Source organism: Dysgonomonas termitidis (genome assembly GCF_054657735.1).
This window is the reverse complement of sequence record NZ_BAAHYD010000001.1, coordinates 954,883-975,706: the sequence shown is the minus strand read 5'-3', so window position 1 is coordinate 975,706 and position 20,824 is coordinate 954,883. Positions and strand designations below refer to the sequence as shown.

The 20,824-nt window shown below is 40.8% G+C and carries 20 protein-coding genes; 15 read left to right on the top strand and 5 right to left on the bottom strand.

The annotated features are described in order from the left end of the window. Positions 1-2 precede the first annotated feature (2 nt). The 13 genes from ACYQ3L_RS03810 (at position 3) to ACYQ3L_RS03750 (ending at position 12,382) form a co-directional block, all read left to right on the top strand. Positions 3-653: an N-6 DNA methylase gene (locus ACYQ3L_RS03810; protein ID WP_379993931.1), complete on the top strand. Its 651-nt coding sequence runs from the start codon at positions 3-5 to the stop codon at positions 651-653. 65 nt (positions 654-718) lie between these two features. Next, positions 719-3,136, top strand: a complete 2,418-nt coding sequence (locus tag ACYQ3L_RS03805) for a DEAD/DEAH box helicase family protein (protein ID WP_379993932.1) — start codon at positions 719-721, stop codon at positions 3,134-3,136. A 23-nt stretch (positions 3,137-3,159) separates the two neighbouring features. Continuing rightward, on the top strand, positions 3,160-4,929 hold the full coding sequence (locus tag ACYQ3L_RS03800; RefSeq protein WP_379993934.1) for a hypothetical protein: 1,770 nt from the start codon (positions 3,160-3,162) through the stop codon (positions 4,927-4,929). 99 nt (positions 4,930-5,028) lie between these two features. Beyond that, positions 5,029-5,403, top strand: coding sequence for a hypothetical protein (locus tag ACYQ3L_RS03795; protein WP_379993935.1), 375 nt, complete (start codon positions 5,029-5,031; stop codon positions 5,401-5,403). 11 nt (positions 5,404-5,414) lie between these two features. Continuing rightward, complete coding sequence (locus tag ACYQ3L_RS03790; RefSeq protein WP_379993936.1) at positions 5,415-5,990, top strand: hypothetical protein; 576 nt, start codon at positions 5,415-5,417, stop codon at positions 5,988-5,990. A 31-nt stretch (positions 5,991-6,021) separates the two neighbouring features. Next, the gene (locus ACYQ3L_RS03785) at positions 6,022-6,771 is read left to right on the top strand and encodes a hypothetical protein (protein WP_379993937.1); all 750 of its coding nucleotides are present in this window, start codon (positions 6,022-6,024) and stop codon (positions 6,769-6,771) included. 456 nt (positions 6,772-7,227) lie between these two features. Then, positions 7,228-8,058, top strand: coding sequence for a class I SAM-dependent methyltransferase (locus ACYQ3L_RS03780; protein WP_379993938.1), 831 nt, complete (start codon positions 7,228-7,230; stop codon positions 8,056-8,058). Between the two features lie 87 nt (positions 8,059-8,145). Further along, positions 8,146-8,742, top strand: a complete 597-nt coding sequence (locus tag ACYQ3L_RS03775) for an NAD(P)H-dependent oxidoreductase (protein WP_379993939.1) — start codon at positions 8,146-8,148, stop codon at positions 8,740-8,742. Between the two features lie 15 nt (positions 8,743-8,757). After that, entirely contained in the window at positions 8,758-9,261 is a 504-nt protein-coding gene (locus ACYQ3L_RS03770) for a GNAT family N-acetyltransferase (RefSeq protein WP_379993941.1), read from the top strand. A 173-nt stretch (positions 9,262-9,434) separates the two neighbouring features. Beyond that, positions 9,435-10,022, top strand: a complete 588-nt coding sequence (locus ACYQ3L_RS03765; RefSeq protein ID WP_379993942.1) for a DJ-1/PfpI family protein — start codon at positions 9,435-9,437, stop codon at positions 10,020-10,022. Between the two features lie 283 nt (positions 10,023-10,305). Next, positions 10,306-10,749 (top strand): AAA family ATPase, encoded by a 444-nt coding sequence (locus ACYQ3L_RS03760; RefSeq protein ID WP_379993943.1) that lies wholly within the window; start codon positions 10,306-10,308, stop codon positions 10,747-10,749. Between the two features lie 259 nt (positions 10,750-11,008). After that, positions 11,009-11,584: a JAB domain-containing protein gene (locus ACYQ3L_RS03755; protein ID WP_379993944.1), complete on the top strand. Its 576-nt coding sequence runs from the start codon at positions 11,009-11,011 to the stop codon at positions 11,582-11,584. Between the two features lie 54 nt (positions 11,585-11,638). Continuing rightward, positions 11,639-12,382: an ATP synthase subunit B family protein gene (locus tag ACYQ3L_RS03750; RefSeq protein ID WP_379993945.1), complete on the top strand. Its 744-nt coding sequence runs from the start codon at positions 11,639-11,641 to the stop codon at positions 12,380-12,382. A 287-nt stretch (positions 12,383-12,669) separates the two neighbouring features. Here the strand turns inward: ACYQ3L_RS03750 and ACYQ3L_RS03745 are convergent, their stop codons facing one another. From ACYQ3L_RS03745 to ACYQ3L_RS03725, 5 genes are all read right to left on the bottom strand, one after another. Next, entirely contained in the window at positions 12,670-13,545 is an 876-nt protein-coding gene (locus tag ACYQ3L_RS03745) for a hypothetical protein (RefSeq protein ID WP_379993946.1), read from the bottom strand. A 103-nt stretch (positions 13,546-13,648) separates the two neighbouring features. Then, positions 13,649-14,683, bottom strand: a complete 1,035-nt coding sequence (locus tag ACYQ3L_RS03740; protein WP_379993947.1) for a head maturation protease, ClpP-related — start codon at positions 14,681-14,683, stop codon at positions 13,649-13,651. After that, positions 14,680-14,901, bottom strand: a complete 222-nt coding sequence (locus tag ACYQ3L_RS03735; RefSeq protein ID WP_379993948.1) for a hypothetical protein — start codon at positions 14,899-14,901, stop codon at positions 14,680-14,682. Before ACYQ3L_RS03735 ends, ACYQ3L_RS03740 begins: the two co-directional genes overlap by 4 nt. 2 nt (positions 14,902-14,903) lie before the next feature. Continuing rightward, entirely contained in the window at positions 14,904-15,353 is a 450-nt protein-coding gene (locus ACYQ3L_RS03730; protein WP_379993949.1) for a hypothetical protein, read from the bottom strand. Positions 15,354-15,356: 3 nt separating this feature from the next. Then, entirely contained in the window at positions 15,357-17,168 is a 1,812-nt protein-coding gene (locus tag ACYQ3L_RS03725) for a phage tail tape measure protein (protein ID WP_379993950.1), read from the bottom strand. Between the two features lie 549 nt (positions 17,169-17,717). On the opposite strand from ACYQ3L_RS03725, the gene ACYQ3L_RS03720 reads away from it, so the two are divergent. Continuing rightward, the gene (locus tag ACYQ3L_RS03720) at positions 17,718-19,427 is read left to right on the top strand and encodes a hypothetical protein (protein WP_379993951.1); all 1,710 of its coding nucleotides are present in this window, start codon (positions 17,718-17,720) and stop codon (positions 19,425-19,427) included. After that, the gene (locus ACYQ3L_RS03715; protein WP_379993952.1) at positions 19,427-20,773 is read left to right on the top strand and encodes a hypothetical protein; all 1,347 of its coding nucleotides are present in this window, start codon (positions 19,427-19,429) and stop codon (positions 20,771-20,773) included. The genes ACYQ3L_RS03720 and ACYQ3L_RS03715 overlap by 1 nt, the downstream gene beginning before the upstream one ends. The last annotated feature ends 51 nt before the right edge of the window (positions 20,774-20,824 follow it).

The following is a 20,824-nucleotide window of genomic DNA, read 5'->3' as shown; positions in this document are numbered from 1 at the left end:
ATATGAAATACCCCATTATAGAAAATACCATTCCCCAAAACAAGCGGGCCGGGCTGAATGAGAAAATACTTATGTCCGTCTTACAGGGCAGGAAAGACTACACCAATGCGGAGATATACAATAATTACACCGGCATTGGCGGCCTCCATGGCCTTCACCGGGACGATTTCGATAACTACCATGAATACGCCGAAGCAAAAAGGGCCATTGAAAAAGGCCAGTTCTTCACGCCCCATGATGTTTGCCGCAAAATGGTAGAGCTGGCGGCGCCGGCAGCATCCGATACAGTGCTCGATATGTGCTGTGGAATAGGGAATTTTTACAACCACCTTCCCAATGAATATAATGCCTACGGCTTCGATATCGATGAAGATGCGGTAAAGGTGGCTAAACGCCTGTATCCGGACGCCAATATATCGGTAGACGACATGCGGTTCTATGACCCGAAGATGAAATTCGATATCATTTTAGGTAACCCGCCTTTTAACCTGACCATAGAAGACGTCCGTTCACAGCATTTTTATACACACAAAGCATACTGGCTGCTGAATCCGGGTGGGCTGATGCTGTTAGTCATGCCGTATTCATATCTCCAGAGCGCGTCAGCCGACAGGATGTATATCAATATGATGAATAGGGACTTTAGTTTGTAGGACAGGTAAAGCTCGACGCATCCACATTCAAGGCCGTAGGCGTACAGGACTATGAAACAAAGATCATGGCTTTCCTTTCCCGGTCGGAATATATGGAAATGAACCCTTATGATCCCGAAGGCTTTGTTTCAATGGATGAACTGCAAAAGCGGCTTACTTCCATTAATGAAGGGAAGAGAAGATTAAAGCTAAAGCTTCTCAGGGAACGGAATATGCTTTCCGAAGGAAGCCTCGAAAGCAGGCTGAAAAAATATAAGGAATCCAAAGACCCGAAACAGCAGGGAAAATCACTAAAGGTATCCCGGAAGGACGTTCAATTGAATACGTTATTCAAAAGCATGTCGTGCCATGAAGGAGTTAAATCCTTTGAACAGACGCTGGATAAATACCTCTATGAACTGAAGACCCATAAACATCTGGCCAGGCAGTATCCCAAAGCCGTTGCTTTCGTATCAAAATACCGCAACCAGCAATCCCCGGCAAACTGTACATCCGAACAGCGGGAAAAGTGGGAGAAATATGAGAAGATAAGCCCTGCGCAGGTACTCAACAGGCTGAGGCGCATTATAAAACGGCAGAACATAAAGCCGGAAAAGAAGCATGTACTCCGCCGAACCCAGTACGGCTATAAGCTGAAAAACCTGGCTAACCCGTTTTCGGAAAGGAATACGGACAAGTATGTTCCCCTGTATGACCTTGTCGCCAATGGAGCGGAACTCCCGGCCCCGGCAAAGATGACTCCTGAACTGCAACGGCAATACCGTATGGCAGGTAAAAATATAGCCAAGAGGAAGCGTGAATTCCTGCGGGAGAATACACAGTGGAAGGATATGCAGCGTGATCCTGTGTTGGATGCCTATATCGACAGCCTTACATTTACCGGGATGAAGCAAAGCCTGTGCCGTTTCAACGAACCGCAGAAATACGATATGGGACTGCTGTACCAGAAGCGGTACTCCCTGCTGAACTGGCAGCAAGGCTCGGGGAAAACCGCGGTATTGTACCATTTCGGTAAATACCAGATGGATAACAGGCGGGTAAAGAATGTCTTCGTTGTGGCCCCGTCCATTGCCATCCATATGACATGGGCGCATTTCCTCAGGTACAACAACGAGAAGTTTACAATCGTCTCCAGACCTGAGCACTTCGATAACCTGGAAGAAGGCAAATTTGTGATACTTTCGGTTTCCATGCTCGGCAGGATCGATGACGCCTTAAGGCTTTACCTGAAAAAGAAATCACAGAAGGCCTGCCTGCTTTTCGATGAGTCCGACGAACTGACCAGCGACCAGAGCCTGCGCACAAAACGTACGTTAAAATGTTTCCGCAGGGTAAAATATAAGATGCTGGGTACCGGTACAACCACGCGCAATTATATCAGCGAGCTTTTCTCCCAGTTCCAGTTGCTGTATAACAGTTCCATGAACTTTATGTGCTATTGCCCGGTATCGTATTATGAGGACGATAAGCGGGTGATAAAGGAACGCATGAATTCCTATTATCTGAAACCATTCCCACCGAGGGGTGGAGCCACCCTGTTCAAGTCCTGCTTCAACCCGGGCAAGGCTTCTGTATTCGGTATCGAAAAACAGAACCAGGATGTATACAACAAAAGCAGCCTGTGGGAAATCATCGGTAAAGCGATCATTACCCGTAAGTTCAGGGAATTTGCCGGGGACAAATATTCCATCCATACCCAAACAGTTAGGCCTGCCGAAGGGGAGCTTGGCGTTTATGAAAAGGTTATCAAAGAATTTTTCTCCGTTGTGGATATGTATTTCAACACAACGGGAGACCAGCGGAAGGATAATTCTTTGGCAATTGTGCGCCAGATACAACTGCTGATCAAGGCCTGTTCCGTCCCCGACCTGATGCCGGGGTACTGTAGCGGCTCCCTGCCGCAAAAGGTATTGCATATCGAAAATATGGTACATAATATCCGGGATAAGGTAGCTATCGGCTGTACCTCGCTCGAAGCGCTGGAGTATTACCAGGCGCACATGTCAAAAGTATTCCCGGAAAGGCCGTTGTTCGTAATCAAAGGGGAAATCTCATTCGGAAAACGGAAGAAGCTGCTACAGGAGTTCCAGTGCACGAAGGACGGTATCCTTATCTGTATGCAGCAAAGCCTCAAGAGCTCGGTAAATATCCCGGAATGCAACGAGGTGATCCTTGAATCCCTGCAATGGAATATCCCGCGCATGGAACAGTTCTACTTCCGCTTTATCCGCTTCGACTCCGAAGGGCATACGAACGTACATTTCGTCAATTACTCCGATTCGATAGAACAGAATATCATGGCGCTGATCCTTACCAAGGAACGCCTCAATGATTTTATACAGACAGGGGAAGTGACGGAGGAATCTGCCTTATTCGATGAGTTCGGTGTTTCTACATCCGTGATCGACAGCCTGTTTACCCGTGAACAAGACAAGGAAGGCAAGTTCCACATCCGATGGGGAGAACAAAAAATAGTAGCATAATTAATCAAGATAATAAATAAACAATGAGCAGTACAGATATATATGAAGCTATAAAAAAGCTTCCAAAAGAATTGGTTACTCCTGAAATATACCGGGCGGCCATAAACGAAGCCAACATTGCATTACTGAATATCCTTCCAAAAGAGTATATGACGGACGATAACATAAACCTTATACTTGACAATGCGAAAGGTTATAGTTTCGATACTTTCAGCCTTTCATCCATCCCGGAAATTGCCCGGACTCAAAAGGTATGCGATATGTCAGTCGGCAAATCACTGGAAAACTATTTTAAGGTACCGGAAGAAAAACGTTCGGTATATATGCTGGAGCAAATAATAGGCAGTGCCCACAAACATCTGCATTACCTTCCGCTTGTCCCGGAAAAAAACTGGGATGCTCAGATTGCATTGGACGGTGTCAAATCGATTTATTCTTCCGGGAGTTCATCGTCATCATACAGCTATGGCAGAAGAGGCGGTTACTCTAATAGCAGTTCCTCTGATAAAAAAGTTCAGATGAAACTTATCCAGATATTATTGGCGTATGTACCGGACGTAATCAAAGATAAATCTTTTTATTTCAGTTTATTCAATACGAGCATGGCTGTTGAATATATTGCTTTCCTGACGCCGGATAAGTATAAGAAGAACGACTATTATGCAGAGGTGGGAAAGAAAGATATTTTGTCCGTACCTCAGGATAAGCTGAATTATGATGTATTAAAAGCGGCATTGTTGTCAGGCAATAACCGTGTCCATGATTTTTTCGATGAAAAGAAAGGGCTCCGGCAGCCTTTACTTGATGTTATGGATGACGAAATGGCCGATATTATAGTCAAAGACAGTCCGGGCAGGTTATCCGACCTGCCTCAGAAATTCTGGAAAAAGAGCCGGCTGATTTTAGCGATAAACAGCGAAAAAGATTCATACAAAACCAAATACATCTATGACAAGTTCGATGCCAGTAAGTTCGACGATGAAATTTGCCGGGCTATTGTACTGAAACAAAACTATGAGAGTCCGGAGTTCGCCCCGCAAATCTGGACACAGGATTTTATAAATTTCTGTATGGAGAATTGTAAGGACTATTATTGGTTCAGAAGGCTTCCTGTTGAACTGCAAACGCAGGAGATGGTAAATACAATACTTGGAAAATATATTTCCAAAATACAGTATGCCCGTCAGGACCTGGTTACATACGATTTGGCTGTAGAGGCATACAAGGATGTCGATACATGGAGTAAAAAACATAAACTCGAAGAATATATTCCTGCGCGGTACTTCCAGGATTTCACAATGGAAACAGGATTGCCAAAGGAATTCTTTGCAGGTAAATGTTCCTATGAGGAGGTCAGGGAGAAACACGGGAATTACACCTACTGCGAAATAGGAGAAGCATATATCGGGTTCTTTGCCGATAAAGACGGCCGTTTTGAATGCAACCGCCTGGTTATGACGCGCCGTAGCCCTATGTCAATCAAGCCGTCAATCGTCTTTAGCCGTACCGTAAGTACATTCCATAAGACATGGTTTGAGAAGCTGATCGCGGATAATGACCCGCAATTCGTTAAACCGGTTCCGGCAAAAGGATTGAAGGGCAAGCAGGTTAACCCTTATTTAGATGTAAGGCTCGTTGACACAGCGGACGGGACAAAAATATACGCACATTCGCTGATGAATGCCAATGTCCTTTATACTGCCGGTGACAATAATGAGTATGAAGCGGTTTCCCTTGATTTAATAAAAAGGAAACTGAAAAAAGAAACGGCAGAGTATGAAATAGCAAGTTGATTAATGCCATAATGACTTGACCGGGGGTTTATTTGCACTATAGCTGTAAACCCTTTCTCTTTTTTATTCCTATTACTTAATATCAAATAAGCCATAATAATGTCAGCAATAAGATTTACTGTTCTTGATAATACGAATCTGAGGATTGCCATAGATGACCATAATGATTTCCAGGATATACTATCCCGCCGGTATTGTGACGAAAGGCATTATCTGGCCGATATGATGGAAGATTCGGGATATATAGGAAACGATTGGGATTGCCTGTACAATATTGGATTAACGGAAGCCCCGGTAATCGGACAGGGAGCTATATATCCGGAAGACGGAGATAACAGCCATGACGGATACCCTGTTAATTATGAGAATTTATGGTATTTTGGAGATTATATGCTCCGGGATTACATCGAATTACTGCAGGAAGAAGGGTATGTTGATTTCACAAGACATACCCTATTTGATTACACTCACTAATAATATAAAATATGAATGAAGGATCAGACCAGTCAAGAAGAAGGATTGCCGAAATTAAGAACCTCAGGGAATTCCTGACGAAAGAAAGCGTGACCAAATGGATGATGCGCCCTTTTGAAAATAACCTGAACCCGGGTACCGCCGGAGCCATCGGAAAATGCATCGATACTTTGTTCCGTTCCATAGGCTCAAGGATATTGGATTTTGAAGGAATGTACAAAATATTCGGGGAACAACGCCAATCTATGTCCGGTAGCGAATACCTGACATTCATACATTCGTCAGAAGAGATTATCCGGGATTTCCTGAAGATCGAAGAACTGGAAAGTAAGGAGCGTTACTATAAACTGGAAACGGAATTTATACGCAAGCAAGGCTATGTGCTGAATGAAAGGTATGTTATCCGTTTTCCGGAGAATCCCGGCAGTCCGGACGAGGAATGGGTCGTCTCGGAATTCCGGACTGGCAGGGACAACAGGATAAGGCCTGTGCATGGCTTCAAAATAAAGAAGAACGGGGAACCATACGCCAGGGCGCAATATATTTATCTGGGGAGCGACGATAATTGTACATTAACAAGAATATAAAATTAATCTGACTTACAAATAAAATACCACTATGCAATACTTGAAATATAAAGAACTTGTCGATAAAAAATCCAAATTGCAGGAAGAAATAAAAGAAGCCATTATTTGTACACTTAAAGCAAATAACGGCAGGTTCAAATACATTTCGCCTGATATAGATGACGAAGACGCCGGCTTTGAAGACGGATATCCGGTTATCTCAACCCTGTGGGGCAAACATGGCACTTATAATGTGGCGATAACCGAAGTATATTTAGTTGAGCAGGAACATGGCTTGCCGGAGATTTATGTCGATGGGATAGAACAGGAGCTGGAGACAGAGCAAAAAGGCTTTATGGTTTATCCGCCGCAGTTTTCAGATATCATCCATTTCCTGATGACTTCGACTTATAACCGGATACATGATTATGCAACCCGTCTGGCGTTACATGGACTGGTAGGAAAGTATAATTTACTTCCGGATGCTTTTATCTATGAAGATGGAACCATCCTTAGCCGATATGATAGTGAGAACTATTCGCTGGTTCAAAAGTATGTTTCCGAAATCGAACGGCTGATGAAAGATTCTTCTGAAGCCATCGAAGGCGGAGACAGGGATAATGTACACTCCCGGATTATGAAAATGGCCGATGACCTTACAATCCTCAGCATGCTTGAAGAAAACATGATGGTTGAAGTAAACAATTGCTTCTACTTCAGGGAAAAATTCCAGGATAAGTTCAACGATATCAATGATGAAATAGAAGCGGATCTGAATGGATTTTTCAATTTAAAATACTAATCACATTATATCCTGTTACATATATGATAAAATCAACCATAATATTCGCTTCTCAGGCCGTTACCAATACCCTTATACGAAAAAATAATCAGTACTAAAACCTGAATGACAGGCTTCCCGATGAAGAGAGCAAGGATTCCGACAGACTGAAATTATCTATCAACGGGCAGAATATTTTCGATTGGTTCAAACAGAAATATCAGGAAGTTAGAAAATCAGCAAACCATTATACAAGATCCAACATCAAGTCTGAAATGAGTAAAAGTAAAGGTATTAAGCGATAAATATGGTTGATTCGTAGATATTTGCTAATTTTGCCCCTATGAAATCCCATTAATCTTGAAGTAGGATTTAGTTCTACTTCACATAAAGGATTTAAAAGGTCATTGAGATGAAAGCCGTACCTAACTAGTTTTTGAATATTAGAAGCTAGCAAACAAAAAATAAGTTTCAACAATGAATAAATATTCAGAAGGCGATTACAATTTAACTAAATATGTTGATGTAGGGGACGAACTACCCATTTGGTCAGCTCCATTTGGCTTAAAATTACTTGACTACATTGATTATAAACTTAATATTTCAGCTATCGATATTGGTTTTGGAACAGGTTTTCCACTTACAGAAATAGCGATGCGGCTAGGAAATAGTTCTATTGTCTATGGAATAGATCCATGGAAAGAAGCTATTAAGCGAACAAAGAAAAAATTGGAAATCTTTGGCATCAATAATGTCACAATTATTGATGGAATAGCAGAGTCAATACCACTGAAAAACAACTCTGTAGAGCTTATAACAAGTAATAATGGAACGAATAATGTGAATAACCTGGATCAGGTATTTCGTGAATGTGCCAGAATCATAAAGAAAAACGGTCAATTTGTTCAAACAATGAACTTAGACGCAAGCATGTTTGAGTTCTATGATACATTGAAAAGAACTCTCGCAGAACTAGGCTTACAAAAAGAAATAGAGTCTGTCAACCAGCACATTTCTCAAAAACGTCCTGATGTTAAGACTATAATATATAAACTACAAAAGAATGGATTTAGAATAAAAGATCTGGAATACGATCAATTTGATTATCGATTTCCAGATGGTACAACTATGTTGAATCATTATTTTATACGAATTGCATTTATGGGTTCATGGAGAAAACTTTTACCTGTTGACTCTGTCGATAGGATTTTTGATATTATTGAAGAAAAACTGAATGAACAAGCCAAATTATTGGGAAAACTTAAATTGAGTATTCCGTTTGTATTGATAAACGCAATAAAAGAATAAAGAAATTCCATTGAATTGAAAATAAACGCTTTTTATTTTTAATTGTTGTAGCAAAGGCCAATCAATCAACATGAATAGAAGTTTCAAATGAATATCTTAATAGTCTACAGCCATCCAAGCAAGGACTCATACACTTTTCAAATATTAGAGCAATTGAAAGCTTTGTTGGCAATCCAAAAATGGGATGTAAAGGTTTCCGACTTGTATGCAATGGATTTTCAAAGCAATATGACGGAAAAAGAATACCAACGGGAAAGTTTTGCAAAAATAGAGATGCCAATTCCAGACGACATAATTGCAGAACATGAGAAAATAGAAGAGGCTGATTGCATCATATTTCTTTACCCTGTTTGGTGGAGCGACTGTCCTGCAATACTGAAAGGCTGGTTCGATAGAGTCTATTCCGTTGGTTATGCATATGGCCATAAAACCTATTTTCCGAAAATGAAAATCGTAAAATATGGAATTGCAATTTGCACGGCAGGACATCCAAACGAATTCCTTCACGAGATTGGAATTTCACAAAGTATGAAAACAATTATGTTGAACGACAGGCTCGGAAAACGGTTCGAGCATAAAGAAATGCTCATTCTTGGCGGAACATTGGATATAGAACAAGTACGGGGAGATCACAAAAATAAAATAGAAGAATTAGTTCTAAGAATAAAAAGTACCTGTATTTAATAAGCGTTTTTTAGTATGGAAATGTTGAATATTGAATTTAAACGGACAAATTCCGAAAATGAAGATTTCCGAGAATTAGTAGTTGAATTGGAAAAGCATTTGACATGTGCTGACGAAAGAGCTCATTCCGAATGTAAACAATACAATAAGCTTGAATCTATAAAACACGTAGTTGTTGCATATATTGATAAGAAAGCCGTTGGCTGTGGAGCAATCAGAAAATATGATACTGATACGATTGAAGTGAAAAGAATGTTTGTATCCATCAACGCAAGAAAGCAAGGAGTTGGCTCTAAAATATTAGTGGAATTGGAAATATGGGCAAAACAATTAGGATTTCAGAAAAGTATTCTGGAGACTGGAAATATGTTACCCGAAGCCGTAAGACTATATAAAAAGAACAATTACATTCAAATTCCTAATTATGGGCAATATGAAAATATGGAAAAGAGTGTCTGTTTTTCAAAAAAACTTTATGAGGACACTATAATTTCAAATTTCAATGCTATTCAGATGTAATCCTTCTGAGGGACTTAGGTCAGTAATGATTCTGTATGATGAAGCTCCAATCAAGTTGATTGAATTTTCAAAAAATAAGAAATAAAGAATCGAAAAGCGGGACACTGAATAACTTTGACTGTAAGGTGAGAAGAATAAAACTATCAAGATTTTAACAAATACTTTTGAAAAGTATGCAAAATAAGAAAGTATTAGTGTTTCTGGCAAAAGCATTTGAAACCATGGAGTTTTGTGCTTTTATAGATATTCTTGGTTGGGCCAGAGTTGATTATGGACATAACCTGTTCGTTGACACTTGTGGTTTTACTGAAAAAGTTATAAGTACTTTCAATGTACCTGTAATAGTCGATAAAACCATTGGAGAAATAAACGTTGACGAATATGACGCCTTAGCAATACCTGGTGGATTTGGGGAATTTGGTTTTTATGAAGAAGCATACGATGAAAGATTCTTAAAATTAATAAGGGAATTTAATGCAAAAGGTAAAATTATTGCCACAGTATGTTCCGGAGCATTCCCTGTAGCAAAAAGTGAAGTTCTCAAGAATCGGAAAGCAACTACTTACCACCTAAAAAACGGTTATTGGCAAGAAAAACTGAAAGAATTTGGAGTGATTGTTGTGAACGAACCGATAGTAGTGGATGGTAATATTATTACGTCTTATTGTCCGGAGACAGCTCCAAATGTCGCATTTGAATTATTAAAAATGCTGACTTCAGAAGAAGAAATGACTGTAATAAAAAAAGTGATGGGATTTTAAGGAGAATGCTAATGAATGTATATATTTATCTGAACGCAAAGCTATATTCCAAGAATAAAAGGTCAAGGCTGAAATATTCTTTCCATAAATGAAGAGCGGTTGCCAAATCATTACCCAAATCCTCTTAAATTCCATCTAACATCCTGTTTGTATGGAGTCTACATCCAATTTATTCATATTAGAAGAAGTAAACTTAGACTACTTTTGTGTTTATGTATGAGGAATATATGAAATATGTTAAAGGATTTAGTAACTTTGCATACGCTTTAAAGTATGTGAATTCATGAAATATAAAATTATCAGTGTCGAATCAAGAAAAGGAGGAGTAGGTAAAACTACCGCTGCATTAAATTTATCTGCCCTATTAGTCGAAAGAGGCTACAAAACTCTGTTGTTAGATGTAGATATAACGGGTACAAGTATTGAAGGTTCGTACAACTCTGCCTTTTGGAAAGGAAAAATTAACTCCATTAAACAGAATAAAAAAGATATCAACCTATTAAAAATATTTCATGATGTTTTTCTGAAAGGAGAAGGCTTGCCTGAATTCTCATTTGAAAATGGGAGCAATAATGAAATTGGTGTATTCAATACTGAAAACAACAACAATTTTATTATCTCTCCCAATAAGATTAACATATTCAACTCCGAAATCTATAATGATGATTCAAGTTTGATTTGCGACCCAATTAAATCGGCATTTCAAATCCCACAAATTTCAAAATAGCGGAAACACGCATTAAAATTTGTTAAAACGTTATCTGTAAACGTATGTGGACATGTTTTTAACAAATCGAAAACATGTATAAATATCCAAAATAAAAAAACAAATCGTACAAATTCTGCTCTTAATCACTAGTTAAAATATCTTAATTTATTGCATATCCAAAACTAAATACCTTACTTTGCCCCTGTCTGATACATATTAATCTTGGGCAAAAGAAATCAACCGATTTTATTTAAACAAGATATAAGGGAACGCCCCTATGATGGCCGGAACGAAAGAACCGGCGACTATCCGCCCTGCGTATATGTGTCAGACACATCTACGGGGGCGTTCTTATTTTATCGCAATTCTTATAAAAATGTCTGACAATAAGAATTCAACAAAGGCTTACAAACTGCCTGAAATCAAAGTTTCGTACAACGCCGACCCATCGGACAAAATGAAAACAATAATCGATACGGAAGACGCCGCAAAAACATTCTTACCGGTATTCAACGGGTTTATGAGGCATCACGAGGAAGTATGGGTTATGTACCTGAACCACGGACTAAAGGTTATAGGCGTATCGCAGATAAGTAAGGGGGGTTATTCCGGGACGGTTATAGATATCCGTATAATCATTCAAATAGCGTTGCAATGTAACTCCTCGCGCATCATAATGGCGCATAACCACCCGTCGGGCAACCTGAAAGAAAGCGCCGAAGATATCGAGGCTATAAAATCCCTGAAGACAGCCTGCAACTATTTAAATATAGAACTAATAGATAGTATGATACTTACCGATATAGGCTACAATAGTATAATGCTGAACAGCATACATTTATTTAATCGATAAGCTAAACAAAAGGGCTTAACCGCGTGTTAAGCCCTTAATAAATACCTTAATAGTATGCAAGATAAGCAAAAAGCAATAGAAGCTATCAGCTACCAGGTGACGGACGGACTGACCGTATTTGTACACCCGGCGCCCGAACACGGATACCTGATGACTACCAGGCAGGTAGCCAACGGCTACGATGTAGACGAAAACAGTATAAGAAAACACCTGCAACGGAGGGCCGACGAATTTACAGAGGGCAAACACTACCTTAGAGGCGTGAATGTGAGTAATATAGAGGAGGGGGACAATTTGTCCCCCTTGTCCCATCCGGATGCTATATTCTGGACAAAACGGGGCGTTATCCGCCTGGGCTTTACAGCCAGGGGCGAACGCGCCCGGCTGTTCCGCGACTGGGCGGAGGAACTGATTATAAACCAGACGGAATATGCCGACGCCCGTCTCAAGGAACTGGACCGCCGCGCCTATATCCTGATGCAGCAGCAGGTAAGCCGCCAGGAGGACGAGGTAAGGGCGTTATTCGAAGGCGCACGCAACAACGCGGGCAATTTTTACCGCCTCTACAAACGCCCGGAGATACAGGAACAGGCAAAGAAGGCAACAGCCGCCAAAGAGCGCGACGAACGCCGCCGCAAAGCGGAACAGGCAAAGGAAAGGAACCGGGAGAAGAAAGCCGGGGAGGCGAAAGCCAAAAAGACGGAGGCTTTCCGTAGGGATATACTTATCGACATTATGGAGATAGAGGACAAAGACCTCCGCCTGCGTATCGCGGGCAAGCTGATGAAAAACGTTTAAACCCTGTTTAAACGCGTATCTTTCCAAATTTAAAATTCCTGCAAAGGCGGTTCCCCGGAACCGCCTTTGCTTGTGTTCACATTTTGTGAATACCCTATAAATACGCCGGAGGGCAAACAGCATTTTACAGCCATCCGCCCTCCGGGGGCGTCCGGGACGCATCCCCGACACCACAAAGATAGGTATAAAAACGATATAAACAATACCTACGGCAAAAAAAAACGGGGCTTGCAGCCGTCACGCTACAAACCCCGTCAAATACAAATATATGGAAAGAAACAAAAATACTATGCCGCGCCACTCACAATGGCGGCTATTCCCTTGTTGCGGATAGGCACGGCTACGAAGCGTTTTTCAAAGCCTACGATAGTCGCCCTTTCGCGCGGGTCTTTCTCGGTAGAGTAGAGCGTTACCACGCCGTCGGCCTTCATCACCTCCTCGCCCTGGAAGGCAAGGGAGCTAAAGCCGTCACCGTCGGTCGGAGCCGAGCCGAAAGCCTTCTTAGTCATGTTGCTGAGGTTGTAATATGCCGTTTTGGAGAATTGCAGCACGTTGAACCCCGCCAGGCGTTTCGGTTCCCCGTTCACCACGTCGGCAATATCCTTGAACATCTTGGTGTCGATCAGGATCAGGTCGGTAACGTGCGAGGGGTGCAGCACCAGGTAGCGGCTGTCGAGGGGCACGTCGTTGTTATCGAATCGTTCCTTCAGAAGGAGCAAATCCTCTATCCTTAGCCGCTTGCGCGCGCCTGACGTTTCGCCCGTTGTCAGTATTACCGGTGTGTCCTCCGTGTCGCCGTTGGGCGCGTAGGCGTGCGCGGCCTTTGCCCCGGTTGTTGCGCGGAGCGTGTTGCGGTGTCCCATCAGCACGCTCTCCAGTTGGTTGTAGCTGTATTCTATTACCTCCGGGTGGCGCACGAGCGTGTTCTCAGTCTCGAACTTGTCCAGCTCGATACTGATGGGTGTATCCACCCGCTGGTTGACGACTATGGGATACGTCGTGTTATTAATAAGCACCTGCGGGTCTATGCCCGCTTCCGCCATGTTGATAGCGTGTTTTTCCACCATCGCGCTAAAGTCCTTCACATATTTAAGGAAGGAACTATCCGGGTAGAATTTTTCCATTATTTGTTTCACCCAAATTTCTTGTTGTAAACCTGCCATAATCCTATTATTTTTATTGTTTTGGTATAATTATATTACTTGCTGTAAAAAACCGCTCTTAAACGGCTCTTAAACGCCTTATTTCCGATTGTGCGCTTTGCCCTTATTCCCCGTATTGCGCTTTTACGAGTTTTTTGTATAGTTCCGGGTTGTCGCGTAGCTCGTTCGGGGCGTTCTTGCGGTAGTCGTCGAGCGTCCACTCGCCCCGGGCTTTTATCCCGGATACGGAGGCCTCCGGGGTTCCTTTGCCCTGTATCTGCGACCTGATGGGAACGTAGGGCTTTATATCGCCGAGTACGCCCGTTAGTGTCGATACACCCATTTTGAGGCCTATGTCCTTGTATTTGCTGCGCTGCATGGCTGTTATCTTCCTGGCATCCACAGCCGCATCTATCAGCGCGTCAACCTGCGCTTCTGCGCTTGCGTTCACCTGTTTTTCCAGCGCGTCGAACTTATCTACAAGTGCCTGGACTACCTCCTCGTCGCTGCTTGCTTCCGTAACGCCTTGCAGGTCGAATGTATCTATCAGTTCCTTTTTCATGTTGTACTCGCTTTTAATGTTTAAACTCGCGGAAAACCGCTTATACACGCTATCAGCATGCATGTTTTTAGTAACCAGGGCGGCAACGCCTTTGGCTATCTGGCTTATTTTGCGGTCTGCCAGGTGGTAGCTGATAGCCTCATCGGCGTTCAACCAGTGGTCGACGCCGTCGAACCACATGTTTTTAACCTCTTCGGGCGTCAGGCCTGTCTTAGCCGCGTAACCCTTTATCATTTCGTTCTCTATGTCCCGCAATACCTTGATGTCGCCCTCTATCGCGTCGGCGTTGCCCTCCGCGTATGAATACGGGCGGTGTATCATGATCAGGGCATTGTCCGGTACTTCCACCTCATCAGCCGCCAATAACAGGAAAGACGCCATACTGGCCGCCATGCCGTCTACAACTATTTTAATATGTAACCCGCTTTGCTTCATAGCGTTGTACATAGCATTGCCGTCAAACACTTCACCGCCGGGCGAATGCAGCCGGATAACGACACCTTTGGCGCCGCTTTGCCTGGCTGCGTTCAGTTCGTCCGTAAACCATTGGGCGGTGACCTCGCGGCCTATCTGGCCGTAAACCTTGATTTCTTTCATTTTACTTTTGCTTTATTCATTTCTTTTTCAAACTCTTCTATCTGCTTTTTGTAAGGAATACCCAGGTAGTTATATACCGTTTTGATGCCGATAAAATATTTCGGATATATGTAATTTGCGTGTATATAATTAGAGGGTAACCCCTTCTTTTTATACATCTCGAATATTTCGCAAACATCCCTTACCTTTAGCAGGTGGTGGTATCGGTTGAAACCCATCTTTAACTCTCCCTTTCTATTATATAAAATAAAAACCGTCTATGGTACTCCGTAAACTTGACGACCAAATCCGGTTCTTCATCCGTCATCCAGTTGTCAAACATCATAAATACATCCATCACCGTGCGCGGGTTTGTCTTCTTGCTGAGGCGGTCGTATGCCGCCATCAGCTTGGCCAGGCGGTCAGCATCCAGTTCCGACTTTTGCCCGGACAGCGTTTTGTGCGCTTCCTGGAGTATCAGCTCCCGGATTTTCAACGGGGTTAATTCCATATCCCGCTTGCGTTCGTCCCACGTCCTTTCGCCGTCGCGGCCTTTCTTCCAGGCGATAATAGTTTGTTCGGTCACACCGAGCATATCCGCGATGTCGCGGCCTTTTTTACCCAGGCGTATATAATAATCTTCCGCGATATCGCGAATCTTATTCATCTCTGACTTTGTGCGTGTCTTCATAGCTTAATTATAACCTAGTTCTACATTACGGATAGCCCGGTAGCACATATCTACAAACCAGTCTTCGATCTGTTTGGCGTCCATATTTTGCAGGGAGGTGTTTTGCGTGTTTATCCCGCCTTTGTTGAATGCGTCGATATTTACGGTAATATTACGCGGAGCCTGCGCGGAACCGGTTACACGGTCTATAGAATTGCTAATGCCGGATATGTCGCCGTTATTAGTAGTTTCGGAAGTGTTCGGCGGGGTTGTAGGCGCGGGTAAAGCCTTATTATTCCAGGCTTTTTTTAAGTCCTCTCCGAGTTTTTCGAATGCTTTTGCCCGGCCAAGGAAGTTAAAGCGGTCGTAATTGTTTTCAAAGTCCAGGTGTTCGACGCGTTTCGCCGGATCTTGCCCCCAGTTCGCCGACTTCCTATAACTTTCCGTTATGCTATCGAATGTGTTATAATGCTCATTCTGACGCTTTTGTATATAATCCATCCTGTTTTGAAATTGCGCGTTATTCAATGAATCCAGTCCGGACGTCAGGTTTCCGTACTTCTCATATACGTCTGCTCTTTGCGAGTTTATTAGAGCCTGCTGTTTCTCTCCTTCTGATTTGCTGTTCCATGCCGCGCGGGAAACTACTTTGTCAGCTATATCCATCAGACTAAGCGCGTGAGGCAAAAACTTATTTCCCAGCCTGACCATAAGCGCGTCAATACGGTTGGATAGTTCTTTCTGACGCTCCAAAAAATCATTGTGCGCCTGGCTTAACGCCATATCGGCGTTATACCTTGAATCCTGGAACTCTTTAAGCATATCACGCAACCCGCCCGTTTTGTCCGTTGCCGCCTGTATCATGGCGATAAGCCCCTCTGAGCCTGTGAACTGGTTTTTAAGGTTAACTATCGCCTTGTCATCTTTCATTTTCATAAACTTGTCGTTCAGTTCCAGCATGATAACATCAGCCTGTTTTAGCTGCTTATTGGCGTCGAACATGTCGATACCCACGCGTTTAAAAGCCTTGATAGTGGAGGCTTTCGTCAGGTCGTTAAACAGCGATTTTGTTTGCGTGGCCGCTTCGGCTACGCTTCCCGTTTTGATGGTAAACATGGAAAACAGTTTGTTCGCTGTGTCGAATGACTGGTTGATAGACGCCGCGGAACCTGCAAAAACAGATTGCAGTTTTGCCAGTTCGTTAAACTCAACTTTCCCCACCTGCATGGCCGCATAGTTCGATTTATTGAAATCGTCCAGCTTGTCAACCCCTATGCGCCAGTTAACCATAGCTTTAGCCGTTCCCGCTACATAGTCGTCCATGCTCGTTTTCAGCAGTGAAGCAAATTCGCCCTGTTTCTCCACTATCGGGCGGGCTGCATCCCCGTAAATCCCGGCTGTAGATTGTAGTTCATTGAAAGCGTTAACCGTATTTTCGGGGTTGAACCCCTTTTTATATGCCGTGTCAAGCGTTATTTCCCGTAACCGGGTTAACTCCTCCTGGGGTTTGTCCAGGTTTAAGTTTGCCAGCCCTCTGAATTCATGGTTAAAATCGGCGGCGCGGCTTGTCGCTTTTGTAAATCCGGCGGCAAGGGCGGTAATTCCCGACCCGGCGGCAACGATAGGGTTAGCCATCAGGCGCAACCCGTTGTTAAGTACCGGGATTTCCGACGATATTGATTTAAAGTCCCTGGTCGCTGACGCCGAAAACTCATTTAAACGTGCCTGCATCTGGCTCGTTTCGGAGTTTATTTGCTTTTTAGCCTGCGTGAGTCCCATGCCGACCTTATTTTTAAGGTCAAGCACAAGTTCTATTTTTGACTGTCCTGATGCCATATATTTTTATGTATATTTGTACCGCTTATTTTCAATTCAGCGAATCATTTTTTTGCGAAAATAGGCAAACATACAATACCGTAACAGGCTGTAATACAAAAGTGTCCAACGGTTGCACACATATTTTGATATGTCAAAAAAAAGTTGTATAAAACAAAAAAAAGGCTCCGCGGAGTTGCGGAACCAAATACAATATAGTTAAATTTATTAACAATATACTCTTTGAAATTAAGATATTTTAAATATAGTTTTTTTCAAAAAATACCCGAAAAAAATAAAAATCCGAAAATCCGCTAAAACGCCACTTTGTTAAAAATTTTAACTATAATTATTTTAGTCTTTTCGGAATACTGAAAGCGTTATTCAATGCGGACTATGATAAATATACCTAGTTATTTAAACACCGTTTAAAAAAACTATAATAAAACTACGCTAAATTAAAATTTGTGCGATTTGTTTTTTTTGCATAAAAATTCACTTACACATCCAATCTATTTATACATGCGGGCTTTAATAAATAATTAACAATATGTTTTGCTTTTTAAATTTGTGGTATTTGAACTACCCCTTTTACCAAGAATACTTTTTGATGAATTGCATTCTTTTTGGTTAATTGACATGTTAGAATCATTGTGTGGTTCTTTTTCAGCCTGTGTAAATGATGAAAAAACTGTAATCATTTTAGATAATTCGCCCGGATATGTAGGATTAGGCAAAGCAATTCATGATTGGCTAACCGACATAGGGCCTGATTGTGGAAAATTCCTAACCATTTCATCATTAGATGTTCAAGATTTAAACTCTTGTCTTAATGCTATTCAAGCAATAGAAAATATTGTTGACAAGAAATTTGAAGGAACAAGATATTATCATCAATTAAAAGGTCTTAAAAATATCATTGAAGAGCCATCAAAAGAATCAAAAAAATTCTTTTTGAAGTTAGCTACTAATGAGGCTAAGAATGGACGGTATCAATATTTCAAAACCGAAAACCTTCAAAAACCAGAATTTTACACATATCAATCTTTAATTATCAATAAAGCGCCAAGAGAAATAAAATCAGACACACTGTACTATGATGTCAATAAATCATTAAAGGGCGATAATAACAAAAGAGTGATTTTGCAAATATTTTCTGGAGAACAAAGAGATAGAAAGCCTCAAAACGTTGTATACTTTGACAATTACATCCATTTCCAATTTGTTGAACCATTTATAGAAAAAATCAAATATGATAGAAATCGGGAATATTCTTCATTAAAAGGGTATTTTACAAGAATTGAGAACGAGATAGAAGAGAATCAACATCGAGAAATTGAAAATAGTTACTCCAAATTTTTGAATACGATTGATAACTACGAAAATACATTGTCTAAGTTGTTAGGGCGCTTAATGGAGAATGGTTATGATAATATTGTTCGATTAGTTGAAGAAAGATGGCATCCACGAACTCCATTAATTAAGACACAGCAAATATTTGAAAATTTGTGTTATGATACTTCATTTATCGAAAAATACTATAATATTAAAGATGATAAATATGAAAATGATATTGACGAAAAGTATTTTAGACATGAAATAGAAGAACTTTTTATGAATATTGAACATTTCGTTCGGGATGAATGGTTTTCATCGTATAAGAGAAGAATAAACCAATTTTCATTAGAAGCACTAAGCTTTTTTCTAGTCGAACCTTTTATTAAACGAGATTACCCTGAAAGAGAAGATTCTTTTTTTCGCTCAATATTAGTTTTGATATTGTCTATTCAGAATGAACGATTAAAGAGAAATAAAGACATAATACGGAATAAAAAGGGTAATAATTTTCAATTTTTTCTGGCTAATGAAAATATCACTTCTGAGGAAATTAGAAAATATCGTCATTTAACAAAAGAACTTCCGTTTAAGTATTTTGAAAAAAGACATTTCAATGAAGATATTTTTTTCTTTTTTGAAAAATCTGAAATGCTTCCAAGTTTTTACAATTCATTCTGCCATGCTCAAGCCCGACTTATTGATATGCATGATGATTTTAGATTTTTAATCACGATTCTTAAGAATGTAACGATTGATGAGCGAAATGAACGAACAATCATTTTCCCAAATATTCGAGATATTCTAGATGACGTTATTATTAAGAAAACTACCCCTTCTTCCTATGCTAACGAGAAAATATATAAGGAGTTTCAGGGCGCACAATATATGTCGGACTTTCGGGAAATTCTTGTCAACAATGTAATATCTAAATGGGGGCTATAATGGAATTTAGTTTAGACGACTACAAGGCAATACAGTCGAGGAATGAATTCTTTTACCCAAAGAATTTTTTACCTTTTAATGCGATTGATAAGTGTAAATATCAGGCGTTAGAACAGGAACACAAAGATAGGGGCTTAAAAATATCAGATACATTTGAAGGGTTACGTTTACGTACGGGAAAAGAATATTTCCACAAGGTATATCCGGCACAAAGTTCAGCATTAAATTTTTCAGAATCATCTTTTCCGACATATCGTTTTCTCATGCCTGATGTACTTACGGATGATTGGTTGGCTATCGTAGATTTTCATAAGAAATTTAGCAGAGACCATGCGTTACATCAGCCTCTGACATCGTATATTGTTTTTCGACTTTTAGGGGGTGGTATCTCGGATAAATCTCTTCAAATAAATGGAAAATTTCTACTCGATTTATGCGTTGAACAAGTTCTTAGTTCTCCCTATACCCAATACATAAGAGATTATCTGTTAAACCTGGATGCACAATCTGATTTATTGGATAAGACGGAGTTATCAAAAGAAATTTGGAAGAGCTTATTCTATGAAACAGCGATGGTTGCGGCTATATTTCATGATATTGGATATCCGTGGCAATATATAAACAGATTAAGTAACAGCCTAAAGACAAGCGATTTTAATTTGAAGCATTTGCCGTCAAATGCAAAATATATTAGAGATACCTTTAAAAATAGGTTGATTATGTATCCATTCTTTGGCTACAAATTGCCTTCATATAATACCCCTTGCAACTGGGAGGAGAAACTATTGAATTTATTATCAGATTCCTTATCCAAAACACATGGATTTCCCGGAGCATTGGGCTTTCTATATTTGAATGACTTGGTTAGAAAGTATCCATATTCTTCTAATCTATCGACACAGCAACTATGTGTGGAATGGGCTGCATTGGGAATTATGATGCATGATATGAAAGGTATATATTGGGGAAAAGGGAAAACAAATCAACCGGAAAATGATTCTCTTCGATTAGTTTTTGATAAAGACCCGTTGTCCTGCATTATCGCTTTTGCCGATGTTTTACAAGATTTTGAAAGACCTATGGTAAAATTCGACATTAATGTCAATGATAAAGGAAGTCTGTTTAACTATGATTTTTCCTGTCAATCGACAAGAATATCAGTTATAAACGATGCGATAGAAATCCGATATAATTTTAAAAAGGAAGAATATAGAATTGTGAATATTGATTTTAAAAAGGAAGAAGAAAAAGAATACTTTGACCCTCAATATGGATATGTGGACTTTTCTCCAATCGGAATAAAAAAGATAAAATTAATATGTGATTTGCAGCCGTCTGTTGTATAGATTACTCCAGATTGCAAAAATAAACGGCAAGACGTGATGTCCTGCCGTTTG